The following is a 21,105-nucleotide window of genomic DNA, read 5'->3' on the forward strand; positions in this document are numbered from 1 at the left end:
AGCTTCCGGAAGCCGGAACGTCATTCTACTGAGGTGAAAAAAATGCTGAAAACATATGAAGAGACGCTGAATTGGATTCATTCAAGGCTGCGATTTGGGATTAAACCCGGATTGGAGCGGATGACGTATATGATGGAAAAGCTCGGGAATCCGCATCTGAATGTTCCGGTCATTCATGTAGCCGGTACAAATGGAAAGGGATCCACGGTTTCCTATATGAGATCTGTTTTAAATGAAGCCGGTTATCAGGTTGGAACGTTTACTTCCCCCTATATCGAGTCGTTTAATGAGCGGATCAGCATGAATGGAGTGCCTTTCAGCACCGGCGATCTCATTCATCTTGCGAATGGGGTAAAGCGTGTAGCAGAAAGAGCAGAAGCCGAATTGGGTGAGCACCCGACCGAATTTGAAATCATCACAGCCATGGCTTTTTTATATTTTGGTAGCGTCCAGCCGCCTGATTACCTTCTATTAGAGACGGGGCTTGGCGGGCGCCTGGATTCCACAAATATCGCAAAGCCGGTGCTTTCTGTGATTACTAACGCCGGCTATGATCATATGAACATTTTAGGATCTTCAATTGAAGAAATTGCCGCTGAAAAAGCAGGGATTATTAAAGCGGATACTCCTGTTGTTACAGGGGTGAAAGCGGGAAAAGGCCTGGATCAAATCCGTTCTAAAGCAGAGGAAATGAACGCAGAGCTGCTCGTATTAGGTGAGGATTTCCGCATCGGAGGTATACGCTCTGTGGCGGAGGGGGAGGAATTCAATTTTTCAGCCCCTTTTAAAGAGTGGAACGGCTTAAGCATCAGCATGTACGGTGCCCATCAGATTGAAAATGCAGCCCTTGCTTTAATGGCAGTGGCCCTGCTGGACCATAAGGGAAAAGCATGCGTCACAGAGCCGTCCATCCGAAGGGGATTGTTCAAGGCAAGGTGGAGCGGAAGATATGAGAGGATGCGGAGCAATCCAGCGATTATTTTAGACGGAGCCCATAATTTCGAAGGAGCAGAAAGTCTTGCCGAAACGATTGCCAGGCACGAAAAGGGAAAAAAGGTTCATATGCTGTTTACCGCCCTTGAGGATAAAGAATACGAAAAAATGCTGCAGGTGCTGGAAAAAGCTGTGGATACCCTGTACGTAACTGAGTTTGATTTTCCTCGCGCGGCTTCGAGTGAGCGGCTATTAGAGGCAGGCAGCTTAAAAAATGAAGCGGCCGTTAAAGACTGGAGAACATTTCTTGCAGAGTTCCCTAACAGGATGAATCCGGATGAAGTCCTTGTGATTTGCGGCTCATTGTACTTTATTTCCCAGGTTCGACAGTTCTTGTCGGAAAATAAAAAAATAGATTTTAGGTGAATAGACCTAAATAATTCACACAACCGTCTGAAAATTTGCTAAAATATAGAACAAATAGAGGACGGCTAAAGGAGGGGGCTGCGTTGGCTAAACGTGTGCAAATCACCTTGTGGATGACATGGGCGATTGTTTCACCGCTGATTTTTTATATAACGTACCAAGTATGGCCTCCTGATCTCGCAGGAAAATCGATCGGAGATTTACTTTTGTTTCTGATTCTAATGTGTACAGTGGCCCTCATCCCAATTGTAGTAAATGGCACACCGGTGTTTTTCGTGGAAGGGGTATCCCTTGCCGTATTTTTATACTTCGGCCTTTTTGCAGAGATGGTGCTGATTCAGCTGGCGATGATCGTCCTGCTCCTGAGGGTAAGAATTGGATGGAAGGATCTGTACCGGTACCCTGTTAATTTTCTGATGTTTCTTGCTATTTCTCTTGCAAGCGGTGCCGTTTATGAGTGGATGGGCGGCGGTCACGGACAGCAGGAGCTGACATGGAGCTTTGCAGGAGAAATATTGATCTATGTGGTTGTCTCTCTGTTTGTAAACCACCTCATCCTGAACAATATTATCTGGAGGTTTATGTACAAACGAAAAGCCCCGTTCTTTTCAAGAGACTTTCTATGGGAGGGCTTTGCAGCAAGCATCGTTTCCCCTTTTGGTTTTCTGCTCTACGTTTTGTACGGGGAGCATGGGAATCTGGCCCTCCTTTATGTAGGGCTGCCGATTATCGTAATCTCTATAATGCTCAATCATTATTATGCGGCGAAGCATATCAATGAGTATTTGCAGAAAGCGAGTGAAGTGGGCTATCAGCTGACAGAAAGACTGAACGTAGATGATGTCCTGGATGTATTCCTGGATAAAATAACAGCAATGATTCAAGTAGACTATGCCTACATCATTGATGTGACCGATCAAAACACACTCAGAATCATCCGCAAAATGGAAGACGGAAAGCACCACAAAAGCCCGGATCAAACCGTCAGGATTACAGAGGGAATCAGCGGATATGTATTTGCAAGGAAAAAGAGCTTTCTCTTTCATAAACGCACCCAATGGGAGCACTTGGGCAAATACATGCCGAAAGCGGCACAAAGCTTGATGGCCTTTCCGGTATTTCGCAGTCAGCAGGTAGTCGGGATCGTAATCCTCGCATCCAATAAAAGGCGGAAGTTCGAAAATCATCAGCTGATGATCGTAAATCTCCTGATTGCCCATCTCGCTGTAGCCATTGAAAACGCAAGGTTTCATGAAGAGACAGTAAATCAGACCATAAAATGCTCTTTAACAGGGCTTTACAATTACCGGTTCATGGAAGCGGAGCTTGTAAGAGAATTTACCCGGTTAAAGGAAGGGACACTCTCACAGTTTTCATTGGTTCTCCTTGATCTCGACCATTTTAAACGGATCAATGATACGTATGGGCATCAATCTGGAAATGAAGTACTCATTCAGCTGGCTGAGAGACTCGAGCGATTTACCGGAAGCAAAGGAACCGCTGCCAGGTATGGAGGAGAGGAATTTGTTGTCCTCCTCCCCGGCATGGACCGAAATGCCGCCCTGTCCTTCGCGGAAGGTTTGCGGAAAGAGATCGCTGATCAGCCCTTCATCGCAGAACAAGACCTGACAGGAGCATCCAGACAGCCGATCTGTGTGACCGCAAGCATCGGCATTGCAGAAGCGCCCGCTGATGCAGATGACCCGTTATCTCTTGTCCGCCATGCAGACCGGGCCATGTATACTGGGGCCAAACGGGCAGGCCGCAATAAAGTGGCGGGATATTCGAAATAGAGGGGATCATCGAAGACTCAAGAACGCTGCTGAGGCGGACTTGGGTTTTTATTTTGGGTTTTTGAAGCCAGCTCCCTGGTATGGGAGGAGTTTAAACGGGAATTTAGCAGGGTGTCCGTGTCGGTCAGCTGCAATTTTGTACGAAATTTGTCGAAAAGTCGATATTCTGAAAAAATAGCCGATATCATTTTTTTTCGGCCGATAAAATTCAATAATAGCCGATAAAATCAAATAATAGCCGATAAACGAAAATTTAGGTCGATATCCGAAGAGGTAAACCATTATATGGAAATTTGGGGTTTGGTTTTTACTGGATCAAGGGCTCACATTGAATAAAAGGCAATGCCGAAAAAATAATAGGCTGTAAATAGGAAAAAAAGATTATCTTTTTCTATGAATTTGGTATAATGTGATTGACAAGACAAAGTTTTACAGAATATACGAGACTATAGGAGGAGCAGTTCGATGTTTAAACGGATTTTTGCCGCTATTTTACTAATGACTTTGATGATTTCAACGTTCTATTTACCTAGTGCTTCTGCTTCCGTTCCAACCGGGATGTATATTGAAACATCGGTATCTGCTTCTCCTGAGACGATGAATATAGGGTATGGGGAAAGCGTTTCTTCATCTCTTGAAATGAAAATACTGGCTAAAGGGGAAGCTCCCAAGACGGAACGGCCCCCGATTGATGTGGTATTTGTATTTGATAAATCCGGTTCGATGAACGACACCGTAAATGGAAAAACGAAACTGCAGCACGCGAAAGAGGCGATGGATGCTGCGCTTTCCACTTTTAATGAGAATAACAAAAACCGGATGGTTTCAGACCGTTTTGCACTGGTAGCCTTTGATTCCGGAGTCAGTGACGCCAATTCTCAATTTTCCCTTACCTCGAATACATCTGGAATTTCTTCGAAGATCTCTGCTATGCGTGCTGAAGGGGGAACGAATTACACCAATTCTCTTGAAAAAGCCAGGCAGATTTTGGAGCAGGGGAAGGATTCGGCTGACCGAAAGCAGTATATTATTTTTATGACGGACGGCAAGCCGACCAACTCAGAGAAAATAACTGCAGCGAACCGAAACTTTAAAGAGCTGATCGAGGTCGACGACTACTCGAGCCGGTTTGGGAACAGATCTTTCTGGATTAAATATTTTTCGGGAATGGTCACCACCTTCAAAAACGGTACGTATGTAATCGGTGATTCCGGCAACCGCAATGTGTATATCACAGGCACTAAAAAACAGTATTTTGATTCCAATCCAAGCCAGAATTATGTTATAGCAGAACACGGCGGCAAGTATTATATTGAATTGAAATCCGCATCAGCGGTTCAGTCAGATATCGAAGGCCATATTCACGAACAGGCACAGTTAATAGCAGACCAGGGCATTTCTCTGCAGTCGATTGGATTTGGAGAAGCCCGGAATGCTTCACAGATTGACATGGATTTCCTAAATGATCTTTCTCTTAAAGGAAAAGGGCAGGCGATCAATGCGGTAGGAAGCAGCATTGTTGAGGTTTTCCAGACGATTTCCCGCAATATTTCATCCGCTGTCCCGGTTCTGACAGGCGGCTATATTAAATTTAATCTTCCTGAAGGAGCTTCGCTGGATCCGGATTCAAAGGCGAGGAGGCTATCAGGGGGCAAATATCAAATTGATCTTGATACAAGAATTGAATACGATAGAACGCCTATTCCTGAACAGGTCAACTACACGCTTCCAATTACCTTCAGCCAGCCGGGCAGTTATTCCATCGATTTAGAGATGGGCTTCAACGGGGGAGAATACAAGAAGACGAATAAAGCTGTATTGAATGTTAAGCCGATTCCGGTTTCCTCTGCAGCCTTTGATCCGATTACGATTGAAGTCGGTGAGACGGTCACCTTAAATCCGCTTTTGAGGATTGAGCCGGCCAACGCCTTCCAAAAACTTGATAAGATAAAGAAGGCCAACGCTTCCAATCAGGCATTTTCCATCTCCGTAGAAAACGGGATATTCACGGCTACCGGCCTAAGTCCGGGATTTGATGACATCACAGCTGAGATTTTGAGCGGTGACAATGTATTCAGGCCAAAAGGAAAGATTTATGTAAAAGACCCTGACTCATTAAAATGGTAAGAAAAACGCCTCCCAGTTTGGGAGGCGTTTTCTGCGTTACCGGCTGATTATCGTATCGTCCAGTATAACTTGATAGGTTTCCACGCGGGGGAGGGCATCCATTTGATCAATCAGAACGCTCGGATCGTGTTCAACATAGAAGCGTGATTTTTGTCCTTTCTGGTAGGAGGGGGTACTAATCTGATCCGCCAGCCTCTTAGAGCGGCTGATCCGGTCCTGTCTGATGGCGTTAATCGTCAGTTTCTTCTCAGCGAACACACCGCCATTAATTTTAAAGATGGACCCTACCCCATAAAGCTCTGCAGACTGCTCTGTGAAAAGAAAAGCGTCGATCGCTTCCGATTGCTGATAATCCTTAAACTCGTTAATCCGTGACATGAATAGATTCTCCTTTGACATGACCACAAGCTGTTTATCATCTAACCCTTTAATATTTGTGTTAGAAATAGAGGTTTCGCCCAGCACATATATGGTGGAGTCCACCTGCACCTCATCATCTTCCGCTGCTTCGGTCCCGCCCGCGGAGTTTGTCTGATTTCCTTCTATAATTAGGTCCCCGGTTACAAAGATATTGCCGGCTACTTTAATCGGTTTATCCGTGTCAGCCGTTATGGTTAAGTTTCCATTTACAATCAGCCATTTTTCATCGGCGAGCAAGAAATCTGAATCAATCGTAAAAGGGTCTTCCAATTTCGCTGACGGGGAATAAATGACGTTTTCAGGAATCGGCTCTCCTGCACCATTCAGATCTTCCAGCAGCTGCGAAAACCCATCATCAACTTGGAGTGTGCACCCGGTTATGGGAGTGCTGCAGAAATTAAGACTCGAGAGTGCCTGATTAATTTTTTTAACGGTAATATCTTCCTTTACGTAGTCAGCTGTCCCGCTGACGGTATTCAGCACCTTTGCCAGTGTCTGCTCAAAATCAACGGGAATGTAGTCCTCCGTGTCCTTCCGGAACGTGACTTTGCTGCCTTCCTCGAAGTAGCCTTTAAGAACAGAGTAGTCGGACAAAATATCTTTTCCATTGATGGATTTCCGGATTGTGGCTGTCCCGTCGAGCTTAGGATACCTCGTTTGTGTCTCTGCGGTTGTATTGTTTAAAGCGGCTTCCTCATCAACGTACCGCGCTGTATCCTTCGTTTTAAGCTCCTTTGTATAAATGTTTCCCTTAAACTCTGAAGCCCCGTTTAATTCCATAATGCCCTTATCAACTTCATCATTACCATACTCATCAAGACCATCACCGGTCCCGGCAGCAAAATTCAGAAAGGTCGGGGTAGGACTGAGGAACACTTTTTTGGAAACGGTCTTTGTTAAATTTCCATCTGTGTCTGTATAAGAAAAATTGTAGGCTTTCGTCAGCACAGAGGAAGGATCCTTAATGCCGCTCGCTTCAGACTCATCTGTGATGGTCAGCTTTCCCTCTTTATCCAGCAAGGAATTGTTTATCGTTCTAAGCTCTGCGTGCACCTGAGTAATTTGATTGGAGCCGGTCAGCTTGATGTCTGATACGCTGTCCCGAAAATCCGCTATCACTTCGTTTAGTTTACGCGTTGCTTGAGCCGTAAGCTGTATATCATCCACCCGGATTTCAGTCCGTTTCGTACCGCCGATCGTGCCGGCTGCAATCGTCAAACCGAGGACGGTAAATACAAGGGAAATGAGCATAACGGTTAACAGGGTTTGCCCTTTTTGATTGTTCAGCATTTTCTGCTCCTCCAAATTAAAATCCAAATTGGCTGGTTAAGGTCATCGGTTCAACGGCAATGGGGCTTTCCTTTGTGTAGTTGGCATCCTGGATGCTGAGCGTCATTTCAATTAAACCGGATGTGCAGCTGTCCGGTTCGTCGATGGAGCGTTCAAGACAGATGATGTCAGCTGTTGGGTTGACGAGCTCATAGGGCTGGCTTGTCAGGGTGGCGGTATCCTCTTCTCTGCTGACCTCTTCGTTCTTTTCATTCTTCGTGACAATGGCCGTTTCTTTTGTTACCTGTTCTCCAAAGGTAAACGTAATGACCGTTTCGCTCAATGCTTCTCCCTCAACAAAAATTTCCCCTTCACTGCCGTCGGCTCTGTTTTGCTTTTGAATCTCCTTGTTCTGGATAAATTGGAGACAGGGCTGACCGTTTATGGATGTACAGCTTCTGGCGGCATCAATTTTCGATTCATCCAGTGTATCCAGTAGGGCGGATAGCACATAATCTGCTTCTTCTCTCAGCTGAACCTCGATCGACGTCTTTTCATAGGTTTTTATACCCATCATAAACACATTGTAAAAGACCGTTAAAAAGATGCCGGAAACGGCTAAAACGGCCAGCAGTTCAATGAGTGTGATGCCCTTCTCATTCCTCAGGGCGCTAGCGGTTTTTTTCAATGGCGATATACCCCCCGAGCTCTGTATCGTCCTCGTCCCATTCCACCGAAACGGTAATAGGAATAAGCGAATCCTGAAGATCTATGGATGAATGTTTTTGGATTGTAACGGAAACTTCATACTGGCGGTTATTGATTTCAGGAGAAAAGTTCAGCTCACATTTAGATGTTCTGTTTCCGCTGATCACAATCTGTTCCGTCTGGTTAAGCACGGTTCTGCCTGAAGACAGCTTGTCGCTCTGACAGGCTTCTCCGGTAATATTTACGGGTCCGCTGCCGGTTAAATAATGTCCGCTTACGGCACTGAAGCTTTGCTGTTCCATATAATTCAGCATATTGCGCGCGACATAAATGCCTATCGTTTTGTCTTCGTTTTTACCGGAAAAGTCCATTGCCTGGGTGAAAAACTGCAGCATTCCGAGCGTCAGGATACTGAATATGGATATGGAAAGCAGGACCTCAATCAGCGTAAATCCGTTCTTATCGGGAGATATAAATCTTTCAAACAATGGAAATCCCTTCTTTCCAATTCAATAGCTTTATTATACAATAAGTGATAGTCGAATAATGTCTATTTTAGGGATTTTTTTACTGGTTTTAAGAGTATGATAGTTCTTTGTGCGTAAAACTTTCGGCTGAGGTGATGAATTGGAATTATTTAGTTGGGATTTTATTTTATATTTACTGATTGCGCTGCTGATCTGGATTCCTGTATTCCTCCTTGTACCGTTTCCATTGCGATCTGAGGGGAAGTGGCTGATCACAGGTATTTCATTTTTATTAGCCGTCCTTTATCTGGCTGCATCGCAAGTGCTGCCAATGTGGCAGGCCATCCTGATCACAGTTTTGCTTCTTGGAATGGCAGCTTATTTTGTTCAGCAGAAGGGATCAAGCTTCCTTGCAGCTGAAGGGCTCCATGAGGAGGATGATGAGGCGGAGGCGGTATATTTTGACCGGCAGGATGATGAAGCGCCTCTGTATTCCTCAGCCGCAAGCAAAGACATGACGGAGACGGCAGATGAGGAAGAGGCCTACGTTCGGAATGAGGACTTTGAGTCTGCAGAGATAGCAGAAGATCACGAACAGGAAGAAAAAACGGACGAGTGGGAAACGGAATGGTTTGCAGCTGATCCTGAGATAGAGGAATTAAAGGTGGAGCAGCCACAGCCTTCTGCTGAAGTCCCGTCAGAGCCTGAGCTCCTGGAAGAATGGTTTGAAAACCAGGAACTTTCAGATTCTTCAGGAAGTATTGAACTGGCTTCTGTTCCTGAAGACCGGCAGTTTTTAAATGAATTAGCGGCTGACGGTGCGGGCGAAAAAAATGCGAAGCAGACTGAATTGGATGCCCAGCCGGAGATAAGTGCTTCTGAGGTGTCTGACGACTGGGAAACGGAATGGTTTGAACAGAGCAAGGCTGAAGCAGAAGACCCGGAACAAAATAACAGCGGAGAAGCAGATGAGATCGGTTTGAGTTTATCCGCTGAAGAAAAAGAAGCTTTTCATAAACTGTTTGAAGAACCAGACGAAGAAGAAATGCACTATGATCTGGATTTGCAGGCAATGAATCCTATCAACCATGAACTGGACAGTACAGATCCCGCAGAGTCCGGCTCCGGCTATGAGATCGATTCTGAAGAAGCTGATTTTGAACCGGAGTCAAAACCGGAACCGGAATCAGACCCAGAACTCGAACCCGAACCCGAACCCATCCCTGAAAAAGGAATGCAGGATGACCTGCTGCATGCCCTGTATGACCAGCTGCTTATGCTGAAGGATACGTCTGAGGCGGGAGAATTCAGCGCCATGATGGACGAGGTTCTCATTCAATCAAAGGGCGTGAGGGAATATTTTGTTTTCGTTCAGCTGTATTTGATCCATTTACAGGAAGCCGGTCAAAAAGGCGCATTTCAATATGTATATGACGAGGCTCTGGAGCATCTGGAGGCTTATCCATCTTTAACAGAGCAATTATCCTGGACTAATCAGCAGTAAAAAGAATCTATTAATCTATTGGATGTGGTGAATGATGAAGAAAAGTATCGAAATCGTTGGATTGCCGATCGTATGCATATCAGAAGGAAAAGAAGCTGGGGAAGTGAAATCCCTTGTTATTAACCCTGAAAAGGGAACTGTCGATTTTTTAACGGTTGAGCATGCCGAATGGCAAGTGAGTGTGAAAGCCATTCCGTTTAAAAAAATTGTAGGAATCGGGGAATATGCCGTTACGATCGAGTCGGAGAATTCGATTATTGATTTAAACGAAATTCCGATTGCGAATCAGCTCGTTAACAAGCGCATTAAAATAAACGATACCCGCGTGATGACCCGAAAAGGGCAGCTGCTTGGAGAAGCAAATGAATTTTTCGTAGATGATGACAGCGGCGCGATCCTTGGGATCCAGGTAGGCCAAAAAGAAAAGCAGGTCGTTATTGAATCTGCGGATGTTTTAACATTCGGAAAAGATATTCTGGTAGTGAAAGAGGATGTCCATTATTACACAGCCCCGGAACAGCTTGAGGAAGAGCCTGAAGAGCTGGCAGAGGAGACACCGGAAGCGCTGGAAGGAGTAGTTGAAGAATCTCCTGCCCTCACTCCGGCTGAGCCACCATCAGCTTCAGTGCTGTCGTTTTCAAACGGATACAGCAGCCAGCCGATGGACGAAATAAAAGAAAAACAGCTGCAGCTTCTGGAAGGCAAGCGGATTTTAAAAGACATTTATACAAAATCAGGCCATATTCTTGTGAAAAAGGACAGCCTGCTTTCGGCAGAGGCTATCCGCCATGCACAGGAAGAAGGACCGGGCATTATTGTTGAATTATCTATGAATGTAGAAATGTAAGGAGTCATGCACAGGTGAGAAACTCTGGTTTAAAAGTATTCCTCGCCCTCCTTGTTTGTACCGCTTATCTGACTGGGTTTTCCTACACAGGACAAGCTGTGTGGGATTACTTCAGCAACGGGGACCGGTTTGAGCCCAACACGAAAATAGCATCGATTGATATCTCAGGTCTTCCTGCAAGGGAAGCAGAACAAAGAGTAGAGGATTCAATTAAAGAATGGCAGGCTTCCAGCCCGGTTGAGCTCATGTTTCGGGACCAGGAAGCGGTCCTCCCGGCTGAAGCCATCCGGTTTAAAGTAACGGAAAGCATCAGGGAAGCAGAAGACGGGCAATCTTCTCCGCTGCTCGTATCAATAGACAGTATGCTTGCAGACCGGGTTATGCTGGATTTAGCTTTAGATGAAGCAGAACGGATTGATATGGATCACGTAAAAAAACAGATCTCTGAATCAGCCGCAGTCCTTGCAGCCGGTCAGGAGTACGATCTGGAAAGCTACGTAGCCGGTGAAGACCAGCTCATTTCCGAACAGAGTCTTGTGATTCCCGCTGGGGATCCTGAAATCAGCAAATTCGTTGAATTGCACCCATCTATTAAAATGGAGCCGCTCTCCCAGTGGTCCCTGCTGGAGCAATTTCCGGAAGCGACCAGCCAGGATTCGCTCAGCATGATTGCTTCCGCTATTTACAAAGCCGTGCTCAGCACGAATTTATCCATTGTAGAGCGCCATACAGGGATGACCGTTCCCGAATATACGGAGCCGGGCTTTGAAGCGAAGGCTGTACCGCAGGAAATGGACTTAAAGATTTTCAATCCAAATCATACAGCCTATACGCTTTCTTTTGAACTAAGCGGAGAAAGCCTGATTGTCAGGGTTACAGGGAAGCCTCTTTTGAATATGTATAAAGCAGTCATTGACCAGCCTGAATACTTTTCATTTAAACAAATTATTCGCTACAACGCTGCTCTTTCTGTCGGTGAGGAAAGAAGAATCCGTGAAGGGACGGACGGTCTTTTTGTAAAAGTAACGAGGAGCGTGACAGACCTTCAGGGGAACGAAAAAGAGAGCGAAGAGATTTCAGAGGATTTCTACCCGCCGATTCATGAAATTATTGAGAAACGCTATGAAGAACCGGTTGAACCGCAAGATGAAGTCTTAACGGATTTGCCGGAAGAAGAACAAGAATTGCCTTCCATCCCTGAAGATCCAGCTGTTCCATCTGAAGGAGAGGAAGAGCTCCCGGCCGAAAGCGGAGAGACCGCTGAGGGTGAGGAAAAGCCCTCAGAGGAAACCGAAACCGTGCCGGCGGAGGATTCTGCCGAGGCAGATGAAGCGTCAGAGCAAGAGGCAGAAGAGCCCATTGAAAAATAACAGCAGCGGGGGCGGACGAAGATGACAACAATCCGTAAGCGGTTAGGCGATCTTCTTGTAGAAGCCGGACTAATCACGGAAGACCAGCTGAATCAATCTCTTTCGGAAAAGCAAAAAGGCCAAAAGCTCGGGGATGCGCTCGTTGAAAGAGGCTATGTAACAGAGCAGCAGCTGATTGAAGTGCTTGAATTTCAGCTCGGCATTCCTCATATCAGCCTTTTCAGGTATCCGTTTGACCAGAAGCTGATGAGCATTGTTCCAAAAGAGATGGCAAAAAGAAGTCTGGTCATTCCGCTGAAAAAAGAAGGAGACAAGCTGTTTGTAGCCATGGCAGATCCGATGGACTTTTACACCGTCGATGATCTGCGGCTCGCAACCGGCTTCCAGATCCAGACGGCCATCGCTTCCAGAGACGATATCATGAAAGCCATTGCGAAATATTATGATACCGACGACAGCATGACCGATATTATGAGCCAGATTACCGCGGAAGAAAAAGTGGAGGAAGAGGCCATCACAGGGGAAGATTCTCCGGTCGTCCGCCTGGTGAACCAAATTCTTCAGAGCGCCGTTCAGCAAAAGGCGAGCGATATCCATATGGATCCGCATGAAACGAAAATTGTCATCCGCTACCGTGTCGATGGAGTGCTGAAAACTGAACGCACCTTGCCGAAAAATATGCAAAGCGTCCTGACAGCGCGAATCAAAATCATGGCGAACCTCGACATCACAGAGCACCGCATCCCGCAGGACGGACGGATTAAAACGGCGATTGACCTGCATCCGATAGACCTTCGTGTTTCCTCGCTGCCTACCGTGTACGGGGAAAAAATTGTTATGCGGATTCTGGATTTGGGAAGTACGCTGAATGATTTGAATAAGCTTGGCTTTAACAGTTTAAACCTGCAGCGGTTTCACAGCCTGATCGAACAGCCGACCGGTATCGTCCTGATTACAGGACCGACCGGTTCCGGAAAATCCTCTACCCTGTATGCGGCGCTGAACAGGCTGAACAGTGAAGAGGTTAACATCATCACCATTGAAGATCCGGTGGAATATCAGCTTGAAGGAATCAACCAGATTCAGGTGAATGCCAACGTAGGCATGACATTTGCTAAGGGGCTGCGCTCCATCCTCAGGCAGGACCCGAATATTGTCATGGTAGGAGAAATCCGGGACCGCGAAACAGCTGAAATCGCGGTTAGAGCCTCTCTGACCGGACATCTTGTGCTGAGCACGCTCCATACAAATGATTCTCTCGGAACGATCACAAGGCTGATTGACATGGGAGTTGAACCGTTTTTGGTTGCTTCGTCTCTTAGCGGAGTGGTGGCACAGCGTCTTGTCCGGAAAGTATGCAGAGACTGCGCAAAGGAGCAGCCGGTCACGAAACGGGAGGCCGAGATCTTTGCGAGACGCGGGCTCCGGATTGAAAAAACCATCAGGGGTGCCGGCTGCGGCATGTGCAGCATGACCGGCTACAAAGGCCGGATCGCCATCCATGAGCTTCTCATGATTAACGATGAAATGAAGCGGATGATTTTAAACAACGAGCCTATATCGGTTATCCGCGATTTAGCAGTTAAAAATAAAACAATCTTTCTGATTGATGACGGCCTTTTAAAGGTAAAGCAGGGGCTGACAACAACAGAAGAAATCCTCCGGGTCGCCATTCCGGATTAACAGGGGAAAGCTGATATGAAAAACGAGATCGATGCGATTCTTTCCACGGCCTTTGAACGGCAGGCCTCAGATATTCACCTGTCCGTCGGGGTACCCCCCGTACTCCGCATCAACGGGGATTTACTAAAGCTCGGGGATAAACCGCTTATGCCGTCAGACACGGAGGGGATGGCCAAAACCATTATAAGCAAAACCAAATGGGTGATGTTCGAGGAAAAAGGCGAGCTGGACTTTTCCTACGGCATCCCTGGTGTTTCGCGCTTCAGAATTAATGCGTTCCGGCAGCGTTCCTGCATCTCCCTCTCTATCAGGATCGTTCCAAGAACCATTCCTTCCATTGACTCAATGGAGCTTCCGCCCGTCCTGAAGGATATCGTCGAGAAGCCCCATGGCCTGATTCTCGTCACCGGGCCGACCGGGAGCGGCAAATCGACAACGCTTGCCGCGATGATAGATTACATGAATAAATCGATCCGCAAGCATATCATTACGCTCGAGGATCCGATTGAATATTTGCATAAGCATCAAAAATGCGTGGTCGAGCAGCGTGAGGTCGGATTCGACACAATGACCTTTGCAGCAGGGCTGAAGGCAGCGCTTCGGCAGGATCCGGACGTGATCCTAGTCGGGGAGCTGCGCGATTTAGAAACGATTCATACGGCCATTACAGCGGCCGAAACGGGGCATCTTGTTCTTGCAACCCTGCATACATCCTCCGCCGCCACTACGATCGACCGGATGATTGATGTATTTCCGGCTAATCAGCAGCCGCAAATCAGGATGCAAATCGCTTCTGTATTGATTGGCGTCATTTCCCAACGGCTTTTTCCAACCTCCGACCGTAAAGGAAGACGGGCTGTGACGGAAATCCTCTTAAACAATTCGGCTGTTTCCAACCTGATCCGCAATGAAAAAACACATCAGATTCCAAGTGTGATTCAGACAAGCCGCGCTCAAGGAATGCACTCCTTTCAAAGCAAGCTTGATGAATTTGTCAAAAGCGGAATCATAGACAGGGAAACAGCCTTGCCATATATGAATGGAGCAGCAGAATAATGGGCCGCTATACGTATGAAGGCCGCGGGAAATCAGGGAAAGTCAATGGGAAACTGACAGCGCCATCCAAACGGGAAGCGGTGCTGAAGCTCGGTGAATCCGGGATCCGGGTAACGAAGCTCACCGAGGTGCCGGAGACGCTACTTACTAAAGACATCAGCATTGGAAATCCGGTCAAGCTTCAGGATTTTGTCATCTACCTGCGTCAATTTGCAACCCTTCTCAAAGCCGGCATTTCCGTTGTAGATTCCACCAACATTTTGGCAAATCAAACCGAAAGCAAAGCATTAAGAAGAGCGCTCGAGCAAATGGAAGAGGATTTGCGGTCCGGAAATCCGCTATCCGCTGCTTCTGCAAAGCACAAGAAAATATTCACCGGTATGTTTATCAATATGATCCGGGCCGGGGAAGCGAGCGGAAATATGGATGAAACGCTCGAACGGCTTGCCGAGCACTATGAAAAGCAAAACCGCACAAAGCAGAAAATCCAATCCGCTCTCGCTTATCCGATGGCGGTCGCCGTCGTAGCAGTGGGAGTTGTCATTTTCCTTCTCCTGTCCGTTGTGCCGACATTCGTCTCGATGTTTGAAGGATTCGGTGCAGAGCTTCCAGCCATTACGAAGCTCGTACTGAACGCGAGCAATTTTATGCAGGGCTACTGGTGGGTTGTCCTGATTGCTGCAGTCCTGATAGCAGGTGCATTCATTGTCATGAGAAACACACCTGTAACCCGCTATTACCTGGATTATTCCGCCCTAAAGATGCCGATTTTCGGAAAAATGATCCAAAAAGCAGTGCTGGCCAGGATGACGAGAACGCTCAGCTCGCTGTTTTCAAGCTCTGTTCCCATTCTTCAGGCAATGGGAATCGTTGAAAAAGTCGTCGGAAATGACGTCATCGCCAAAGTCATCGCAGAATCGAGGAATTCCCTCGAAAACGGATACTCTCTGACAGAGCCGATGCGCAAGCACTGGGCCTTCCCGCCGCTCGTCACCCAGATGATTGCCATCGGAGAAGAAACAGGCTCCCTCGACGCCATGCTCGGCAAAGTCGCCGACTTTTATGAAGAGGAAGTTGAAAACAGCACCGACCGTCTCAAATCGATTATCGAACCGCTCATGATCGTCCTTCTCGCCGGAATTGTCGGTACCATTGTCATAGCGATAATAGTCCCGATGTTCGACATATTTAACCACATACAGTAATAAAAATTGTCAAATAACTGTATCTAAATAACCAATCATATTGTATAATCATTCTAGTAAATTAGGTTAAATTTACTAACTATTATTTAGGGGGAAACCAAGACTATGTTTAAGAAATTGTTTAAAAATGAACGCGGACTGACATTGATTGAGCTATTGGCTGTTATTGTTATTTTGGGGATTATTGCGGCGATTGCGATTCCGGCTATTGGAGCTTTGATTCAGAATTCTAAGATTGATTCGCATATTTCAAATGCACAGCAAATAGCTAACGGAGCCAGATTATATGTAACTACTGAAAAGATAGATGTTACTGCTGAAGGAAACGATACAGTTACATTGGCTACACTGATTTCAGAAGGCCATGTTGAAGAGGTTAAGGATCCGGAAGGTAATAATAATGCTCTATATGATAACACTTCTTCTGTAACTATGGAACTTGACGACAATGATAATGTTGTTTCCTACTATGTTACCCTAACCAACGGTGATCGTACTTATCTTGATGGTGTAGATGAAATAGACGCAAAAGATTTGACAAGAGATGATTATAAAGAAGAATAAATTTTCCAAGTCCTCCCCCGGGAGGACTTCTCCCTTTTTCTATAACTAACTCAATCTTCTATACTCCAGCAGGAAGGTGAACCGAACCCATGACCCTCCCAATCATCATCCATACATATCTCTTCACGCTCGGTGCCGTTCTTGGATCTTTTTTTAACGTCGTCGGCCTTCGTGTACCTGAAGGACAGTCCATTGTCCGTCCCCGTTCTGCCTGTCCAGGCTGCCGTCATCAGCTGGCAGCGAAAGAACTGATTCCGATTTTCTCCTTTTTTCTTCAAAAAGGATCCTGTGCCAGGTGCGGCACATCTATTTCTCCCATCTATCCGGCTATGGAGCTGGCGGCGGCGCTGCTTTTTACCATGACTCCGCTGCTGATCGGCTGGACGATGGAATTAGTGGTTGCCTGGACACTCATTTCCCTTTGCCTGATTGTCATGGTTTCAGATATCCGCTATATGATCATCCCGGATAAAGTGCTCCTGTTTTTCCTGCCCTTGCTCGCGGCAGAGCGCATTTTCATCCCGCTTGCACCCTGGTGGGATCCGATTGCGGGTCTTTTGCTCGGCGCATTGATCCCGTTCGTTATTATTCTCGCAAGCGGGGGAGGAATGGGGGCGGGGGACATGAAGCTGCTCGGAGTTTTTGGGCTTGCTCTTGGCTGGAAGCTTGTGCTGCTTGCGTTTTTTCTTGCCACACTATTTGGCACCGCCGCCGGTCTGACCGGCATGGCGGCAGGAAAAGTGAAAAAGGGCAAACCGTTTCCGTTTGGTCCTTACCTCGTTCTTGGCGCTTTGGTTTCGTACTTTAAGGGCTATGAACTGATTGATTGGTATTTATCATGGTTTTCATTATAATGCCGGGAGTGCCGGTCATTCTTACTAAAGGAGCTTTTGTATGAAACGATCACTATTTCGCACCAGATCAGCAGCTGCCAACTTGCTTTTTACGGATTATTCGATTCAATACCTTGAGCTCCACTCTGCAGATCCTCTCCGGGTCAGCCGGTTTGGGGAGCATTTCCTGCCAGAAGGGATTATTTCGGGCGGCAGAATTCAGGACCCCGAAAAGCTTTCTCTTATTCTTGAAGAATGCAAGGAAGAATGGAATTTGAAAAAGAAGAAAATCCGGTTTGTCGTTCCCGATTCCTTTGTGGTTGTGAAGAAGATTGAAGTTCCGGAAGACATTCCCGGAGATGAATTGAAAAGTTATTTGTATGTAGAGCTTGGAAACAGCATTCATCTGCCCTTTGAGGACCCTCTTTTTGACATCCAGATCCTGGACCGGCCCGGGCAAAAGCGGGACGTCTGTCTGTTTGCTGCACCGGAAGCTGTTGTCCGCGATTATTCTCAGTTTTTAGAGGCCCATAAGCTCTCGCCTTCCGCTGCCGATATTTCGCCGCTTTGCTTATTCAGGCTGCACAATCAATTGCAGGGTGAAAACAGAGAGCAGAACAGCAGTCTCCTTGTTCAGGCCAATGTAAAGAGCGTCACTTTCTCTATTTTTGAAAAGGATGAGCTTCTGATGATGAGAAGCCTGCCGATTGATGCGCAAATTAAAGAATGGGATTGTGAATACTCGGCTGTATCGGGAGATTATTTTCAGCTTATCCATAAAACGCAGTCTCCGGATGAAGTCCTCTCAGCATTCGAGGACAGCTTAAAGGAAATTGAACGGGTGATGAATTTTTATCAGTTTACGTTAAATGAAGGCAGCCGGAAGATCGAAAAACTTTTTGTCACCGGCGACCATCCGTTGCTCAGTGAATTAACGGAAAGAATTGCGGACTCTGCTGTCATGCCGGTGAACAATATCCGCAGCCAAACCGTATACACGCCGGATAATCAAGCATTGCCCGGGAAATTTAATGTGCTGCTTGGTCTTGCGCTGAAAGAGGTGGATTAGCATGCTGGCCGAAATCAACCTGCTTCCGGAACGAAAACGGAAAAATTATGCCACCCTTGCTCTGTTTGGCCTGCTTGCGCTGGCTGCTGTTGCAGTCCTGCTATTAATGCAGCATCAATATACCACTGAAGAAAGCCATTTAAAAAAGCAGGAGCAGGAATACCTTACGATCCAGGAGCAGATGATTGCGCAAGCGGAATCAGCCGATAAAAATTCAGGAGGGAACGCCTTTGAGACGCTCGCAGATGCGGTTGTCTGGACGAAGGAATACCCGGTGGATTTTGCGCCGATCATGGACGAGCTCAGACTGAAGCTCCCGAACGGGGGATTTATAGAGGAGATTGGCTATACCGAAGCCAATAAGCTGCTTCTATCCGTTAAACTGGAAGAATCCAGGGAGGGGGCCTTTTTGCTTAACAGGCTAAAGGAGATTCCTTATTTCAGCTCGGTCCGTCTGCTTGAGATGAACGCCGAGGAACGAAAGGAACCCGCTCTCTCAAGCGAAGAAGGCGAGGAAGTCCCTTCCGGATTGGAGGAGGCTCTGCCGTATACCGCCACCTATGAAATGGACCTGGACAGGGCAGCATGGAAAGAGCTTCAGGAGGATGCAGCGGAAGACAATGAGAAGGAGGGGGTGCAGGATGATTCAATTCAATAAGAAACACCTTATTGCTTCCATTCTGACACTCGCCCTTCTTGGTGCAGGCTACGCCGCGTTTCAATCCCTGCTTATCAGCCCGCTTGTCCAGAAGCAGGAGACGCAGGAGAAGAATATCGAAAGTCTGGAGGAGGAACTTTCCTCAGCGAATGTCTCGGGGGCGCCGAGCGCTGTTCTTAATCAGTATTCTCTCGCTGAGCTTCAAATGGAAGTGCCAAATAACCGCTTTGAAGAGCAATTCCTTTTAGATCTTGAAAAAGCGGAAACACTATCCGGAAGCACCGTGAAATCAGCAGCCTTCGCTGATGAGACCTTTTCTGATCAAACAGCTGAGCAGGCACCGGAGGAAGACAGCTCGGCTGAAGAGACCGCTGAGAACGAAGCGGCTGATGCCGGGAACGAGACGGATGAACCGGCAGAAGGGTCAGAAGAAGAGAAGGCTGTGGAAGCGCAGCCTGCTTCCGATGAACCATCCCTTCCATCAGGGATGGAAAAAATTTCAGTTACGGTTTCTCTTGAATCCGATGATTACAGCTCCGTTCGACGATTTCTGGAAACGCTGGAATCGTTAAAGCGAATCACCCAAATCGAGTCTGTGGCGCTTTCAAATCCGGAAACAGCAATACCGGAAGAAGCTGTGGAGGAGACGCTGAAATATGATGTGATTGTTTCTGCTTACTATATGCCGAACTTAGAAGAGCTGAAGGATGATCTGCCGCCGTTTCCGAAAACGAATCCCGGCAGCGTCATAGATCCGTTTGAATCTCCGTCCACTGAAAACATTGGCGAATCAGCCGAATAGATGGCGAAAGCTTTTTAAACAAGACGACACAGGTCTTGTTTTTTTTTATATTTCCTATGCTAGCATGAAAGAAAATGGCCAGCAGGGGCGGTGAGCAAATGGACAAGCAGCAGAAAAAAGGAAGGACCATTAAAATAAATATGAACGGGGAATCGGTGAAGCCGACCGTTATTCCTTTTTCTTCATGGGAAGAAAATGCTGCTAAAGAGTCAGCCGCAGCTTCGGAGAAAAAAGACGAGTTTAACTGGGTGCTGCCTGATGACGACGCGGAAGTATATGAAGAGGATCCTAAGGTGCTCATTCAGAAAAAAGAAAAGAAGAAAGGATTTTCATTTGCGGGCGAAAGCAGCTCAGGTCTCCAGGATCGTCTGTTCCCGGTTAAACAATTTTTATTTACGGTGATTGTCGCTGTTGTATTAGGCGTTTCGTTTGGTTTTATCGCGCTGAATGTGATTTCCAATGATGAGATGCCGGCTGCTGTTCAAACGGAGGGCTCTGCAGGCGAAGGGGAAACCGCTCCGGCCGCACTTGATGCTAAGCCGGCAGATGGAGCAAAAGCTGTGACAGGAAATCTGACTTCCTATGTTGTGCAGAATGGAAAATTTTCCTCAAAAGCTTCCGCTGATCAGGTAGCAGGAGAAATAAAAGGCAAAGGGTATGCAGCTGCCATCCGTGAGGAGGACGGTTCGTTCTTTGTATATGGAGGAATTGGCCTTTCCAAGGAGGAAACAGCCGGGCTGAGCAAGGTTTATCAGGAAAGCAAGCTGGACGCATGGGGAGGCAAGCAGGCCCAATGGGAAGTGGCTGGCTCTGAAAAAGCTGCGGCAGATATGCAAAAAGCTGTTGGAGATGCATCCGGGCTTGCCATAGCCGCCATTAATGGAAGCCAATTGGATGCAGGTAAGCTGAAAGAAGCTTTAAAAGCAGCAGAAGAGATAAAATCCGCCTCGCCTTCTTTAAGCAGCAGCCTGCTTGAAGCTGTCAGCCAGCTGTCTAAAGAGTCTTCGCCAGCAAGCGGCTGGAAGGCTCAGCAAATGATTCTGGATGGGCTAAACGTCGGGAAATAAACGGCTTGCCCATAAATAGAAAGCAAAAAAGTCAGATTGGCATTTTCGTGGCGGCCCTAGAGCCGTCATTGTTTTTTTAAACGAGCCTTTATCCAGCAACGTTCTACCCGCTATTCCCCCTAATGTCCTTCAGATCATGCAACACATCCACTCACCCGGGCCTGTATCCCCTATTGTTTTCCAGGGTTTTGCCGCTTAGCCCCCTTGCATTAGCATTGATTCCATCCGTCACGTTCCAAATCCCGTCAACTAGTGCAGCCCGCCATAAATAGCTGAATAAGGAAAATTCTGTGAAGCATACTAT

At 46.9% G+C, this 21,105-nt stretch carries 18 protein-coding genes; 15 read left to right on the forward strand and 3 right to left on the reverse strand.

Annotated elements, in window-relative coordinates:
* Positions 1–42 precede the first annotated feature (42 nt).
* The 3 genes from ACQCV8_RS06440 (at position 43) to ACQCV8_RS06450 (ending at position 5,279) form a co-directional block, all read left to right on the forward strand.
* Positions 43–1,359 carry a bifunctional folylpolyglutamate synthase/dihydrofolate synthase gene (locus ACQCV8_RS06440; protein WP_426843735.1) on the forward strand — a complete coding sequence of 439 codons (1,317 nt, stop codon included), beginning with the start codon at positions 43–45 and terminating at the stop codon, positions 1,357–1,359.
* An 83-nt stretch (positions 1,360–1,442) separates the two neighbouring features.
* A complete protein-coding gene (locus ACQCV8_RS06445) occupies positions 1,443–3,152 on the forward strand; it encodes a diguanylate cyclase (protein ID WP_426843736.1) in 1,710 nt (569 codons plus the stop codon).
* A gap of 465 nt (positions 3,153–3,617) precedes the next feature.
* Complete coding sequence (locus ACQCV8_RS06450) at positions 3,618–5,279, forward strand: VWA domain-containing protein (protein WP_426843737.1); 1,662 nt, start codon at positions 3,618–3,620, stop codon at positions 5,277–5,279.
* 36 nt (positions 5,280–5,315) lie between these two features.
* Here the strand turns inward: ACQCV8_RS06450 and ACQCV8_RS06455 are convergent, their stop codons facing one another.
* The 3 genes from ACQCV8_RS06455 to ACQCV8_RS06465 are packed head-to-tail and all read right to left on the reverse strand — an operon-like array spanning position 5,316 to position 8,164.
* On the reverse strand, positions 5,316–6,989 hold the full coding sequence (locus ACQCV8_RS06455) for a hypothetical protein (protein ID WP_426843738.1): 1,674 nt from the start codon (positions 6,987–6,989) through the stop codon (positions 5,316–5,318).
* A gap of 16 nt (positions 6,990–7,005) precedes the next feature.
* On the reverse strand, positions 7,006–7,656 hold the full coding sequence (locus ACQCV8_RS06460; RefSeq protein ID WP_426843739.1) for a type II secretion system protein: 651 nt from the start codon (positions 7,654–7,656) through the stop codon (positions 7,006–7,008).
* Positions 7,640–8,164 (reverse strand): type IV pilus modification PilV family protein, encoded by a 525-nt coding sequence (locus ACQCV8_RS06465; RefSeq protein ID WP_426843740.1) that lies wholly within the window; start codon positions 8,162–8,164, stop codon positions 7,640–7,642. The genes ACQCV8_RS06460 and ACQCV8_RS06465 overlap by 17 nt, the downstream gene beginning before the upstream one ends.
* Positions 8,165–8,303: 139 nt before the next feature.
* Between ACQCV8_RS06465 and ACQCV8_RS06470 the strand changes: the two genes are divergently transcribed.
* From ACQCV8_RS06470 to ACQCV8_RS06525, 12 genes are all read left to right on the forward strand, one after another.
* On the forward strand, positions 8,304–9,647 hold the full coding sequence (locus tag ACQCV8_RS06470; protein ID WP_426843741.1) for a hypothetical protein: 1,344 nt from the start codon (positions 8,304–8,306) through the stop codon (positions 9,645–9,647).
* 34 nt (positions 9,648–9,681) lie between these two features.
* The gene (locus ACQCV8_RS06475) at positions 9,682–10,494 is read left to right on the forward strand and encodes a PRC-barrel domain-containing protein (protein WP_426843812.1); all 813 of its coding nucleotides are present in this window, start codon (positions 9,682–9,684) and stop codon (positions 10,492–10,494) included.
* A 14-nt stretch (positions 10,495–10,508) separates the two neighbouring features.
* Positions 10,509–11,864, forward strand: a complete 1,356-nt coding sequence (locus ACQCV8_RS06480; protein ID WP_426843742.1) for a VanW family protein — start codon at positions 10,509–10,511, stop codon at positions 11,862–11,864.
* A gap of 21 nt (positions 11,865–11,885) precedes the next feature.
* Positions 11,886–13,547 carry a GspE/PulE family protein gene (locus tag ACQCV8_RS06485; RefSeq protein ID WP_426843743.1) on the forward strand — a complete coding sequence of 554 codons (1,662 nt, stop codon included), beginning with the start codon at positions 11,886–11,888 and terminating at the stop codon, positions 13,545–13,547.
* A gap of 15 nt (positions 13,548–13,562) precedes the next feature.
* Positions 13,563–14,603, forward strand: coding sequence for a type IV pilus twitching motility protein PilT (locus ACQCV8_RS06490; RefSeq protein WP_426843744.1), 1,041 nt, complete (start codon positions 13,563–13,565; stop codon positions 14,601–14,603).
* Entirely contained in the window at positions 14,603–15,808 is a 1,206-nt protein-coding gene (locus ACQCV8_RS06495; RefSeq protein ID WP_426843745.1) for a type II secretion system F family protein, read from the forward strand. Before ACQCV8_RS06490 ends, ACQCV8_RS06495 begins: the two co-directional genes overlap by 1 nt.
* Before the next feature lie 105 nt (positions 15,809–15,913).
* Positions 15,914–16,372 (forward strand): prepilin-type N-terminal cleavage/methylation domain-containing protein, encoded by a 459-nt coding sequence (locus ACQCV8_RS06500; RefSeq protein ID WP_426843746.1) that lies wholly within the window; start codon positions 15,914–15,916, stop codon positions 16,370–16,372.
* Positions 16,373–16,461: 89 nt separating this feature from the next.
* On the forward strand, positions 16,462–17,226 hold the full coding sequence (locus ACQCV8_RS06505; RefSeq protein ID WP_426843747.1) for a prepilin peptidase: 765 nt from the start codon (positions 16,462–16,464) through the stop codon (positions 17,224–17,226).
* A 40-nt stretch (positions 17,227–17,266) separates the two neighbouring features.
* On the forward strand, positions 17,267–18,274 hold the full coding sequence (pilM, locus tag ACQCV8_RS06510; RefSeq protein WP_426843748.1) for a type IV pilus biogenesis protein PilM: 1,008 nt from the start codon (positions 17,267–17,269) through the stop codon (positions 18,272–18,274).
* A gap of 1 nt (position 18,275) precedes the next feature.
* Complete coding sequence (locus tag ACQCV8_RS06515; RefSeq protein ID WP_426843749.1) at positions 18,276–18,932, forward strand: hypothetical protein; 657 nt, start codon at positions 18,276–18,278, stop codon at positions 18,930–18,932.
* A complete protein-coding gene (locus ACQCV8_RS06520) occupies positions 18,916–19,734 on the forward strand; it encodes a hypothetical protein (protein ID WP_426843750.1) in 819 nt (272 codons plus the stop codon). Before ACQCV8_RS06515 ends, ACQCV8_RS06520 begins: the two co-directional genes overlap by 17 nt.
* A 98-nt stretch (positions 19,735–19,832) precedes the next feature.
* Positions 19,833–20,801, forward strand: a complete 969-nt coding sequence (locus ACQCV8_RS06525; protein ID WP_426843751.1) for an SPOR domain-containing protein — start codon at positions 19,833–19,835, stop codon at positions 20,799–20,801.
* The last annotated feature ends 304 nt before the right edge of the window (positions 20,802–21,105 follow it).

Source organism: Metabacillus sp. 84 (assembly GCF_050107715.1).
In the GTDB taxonomy this organism is placed as follows: domain Bacteria; phylum Bacillota; class Bacilli; order Bacillales; family Bacillaceae; genus Metabacillus_B.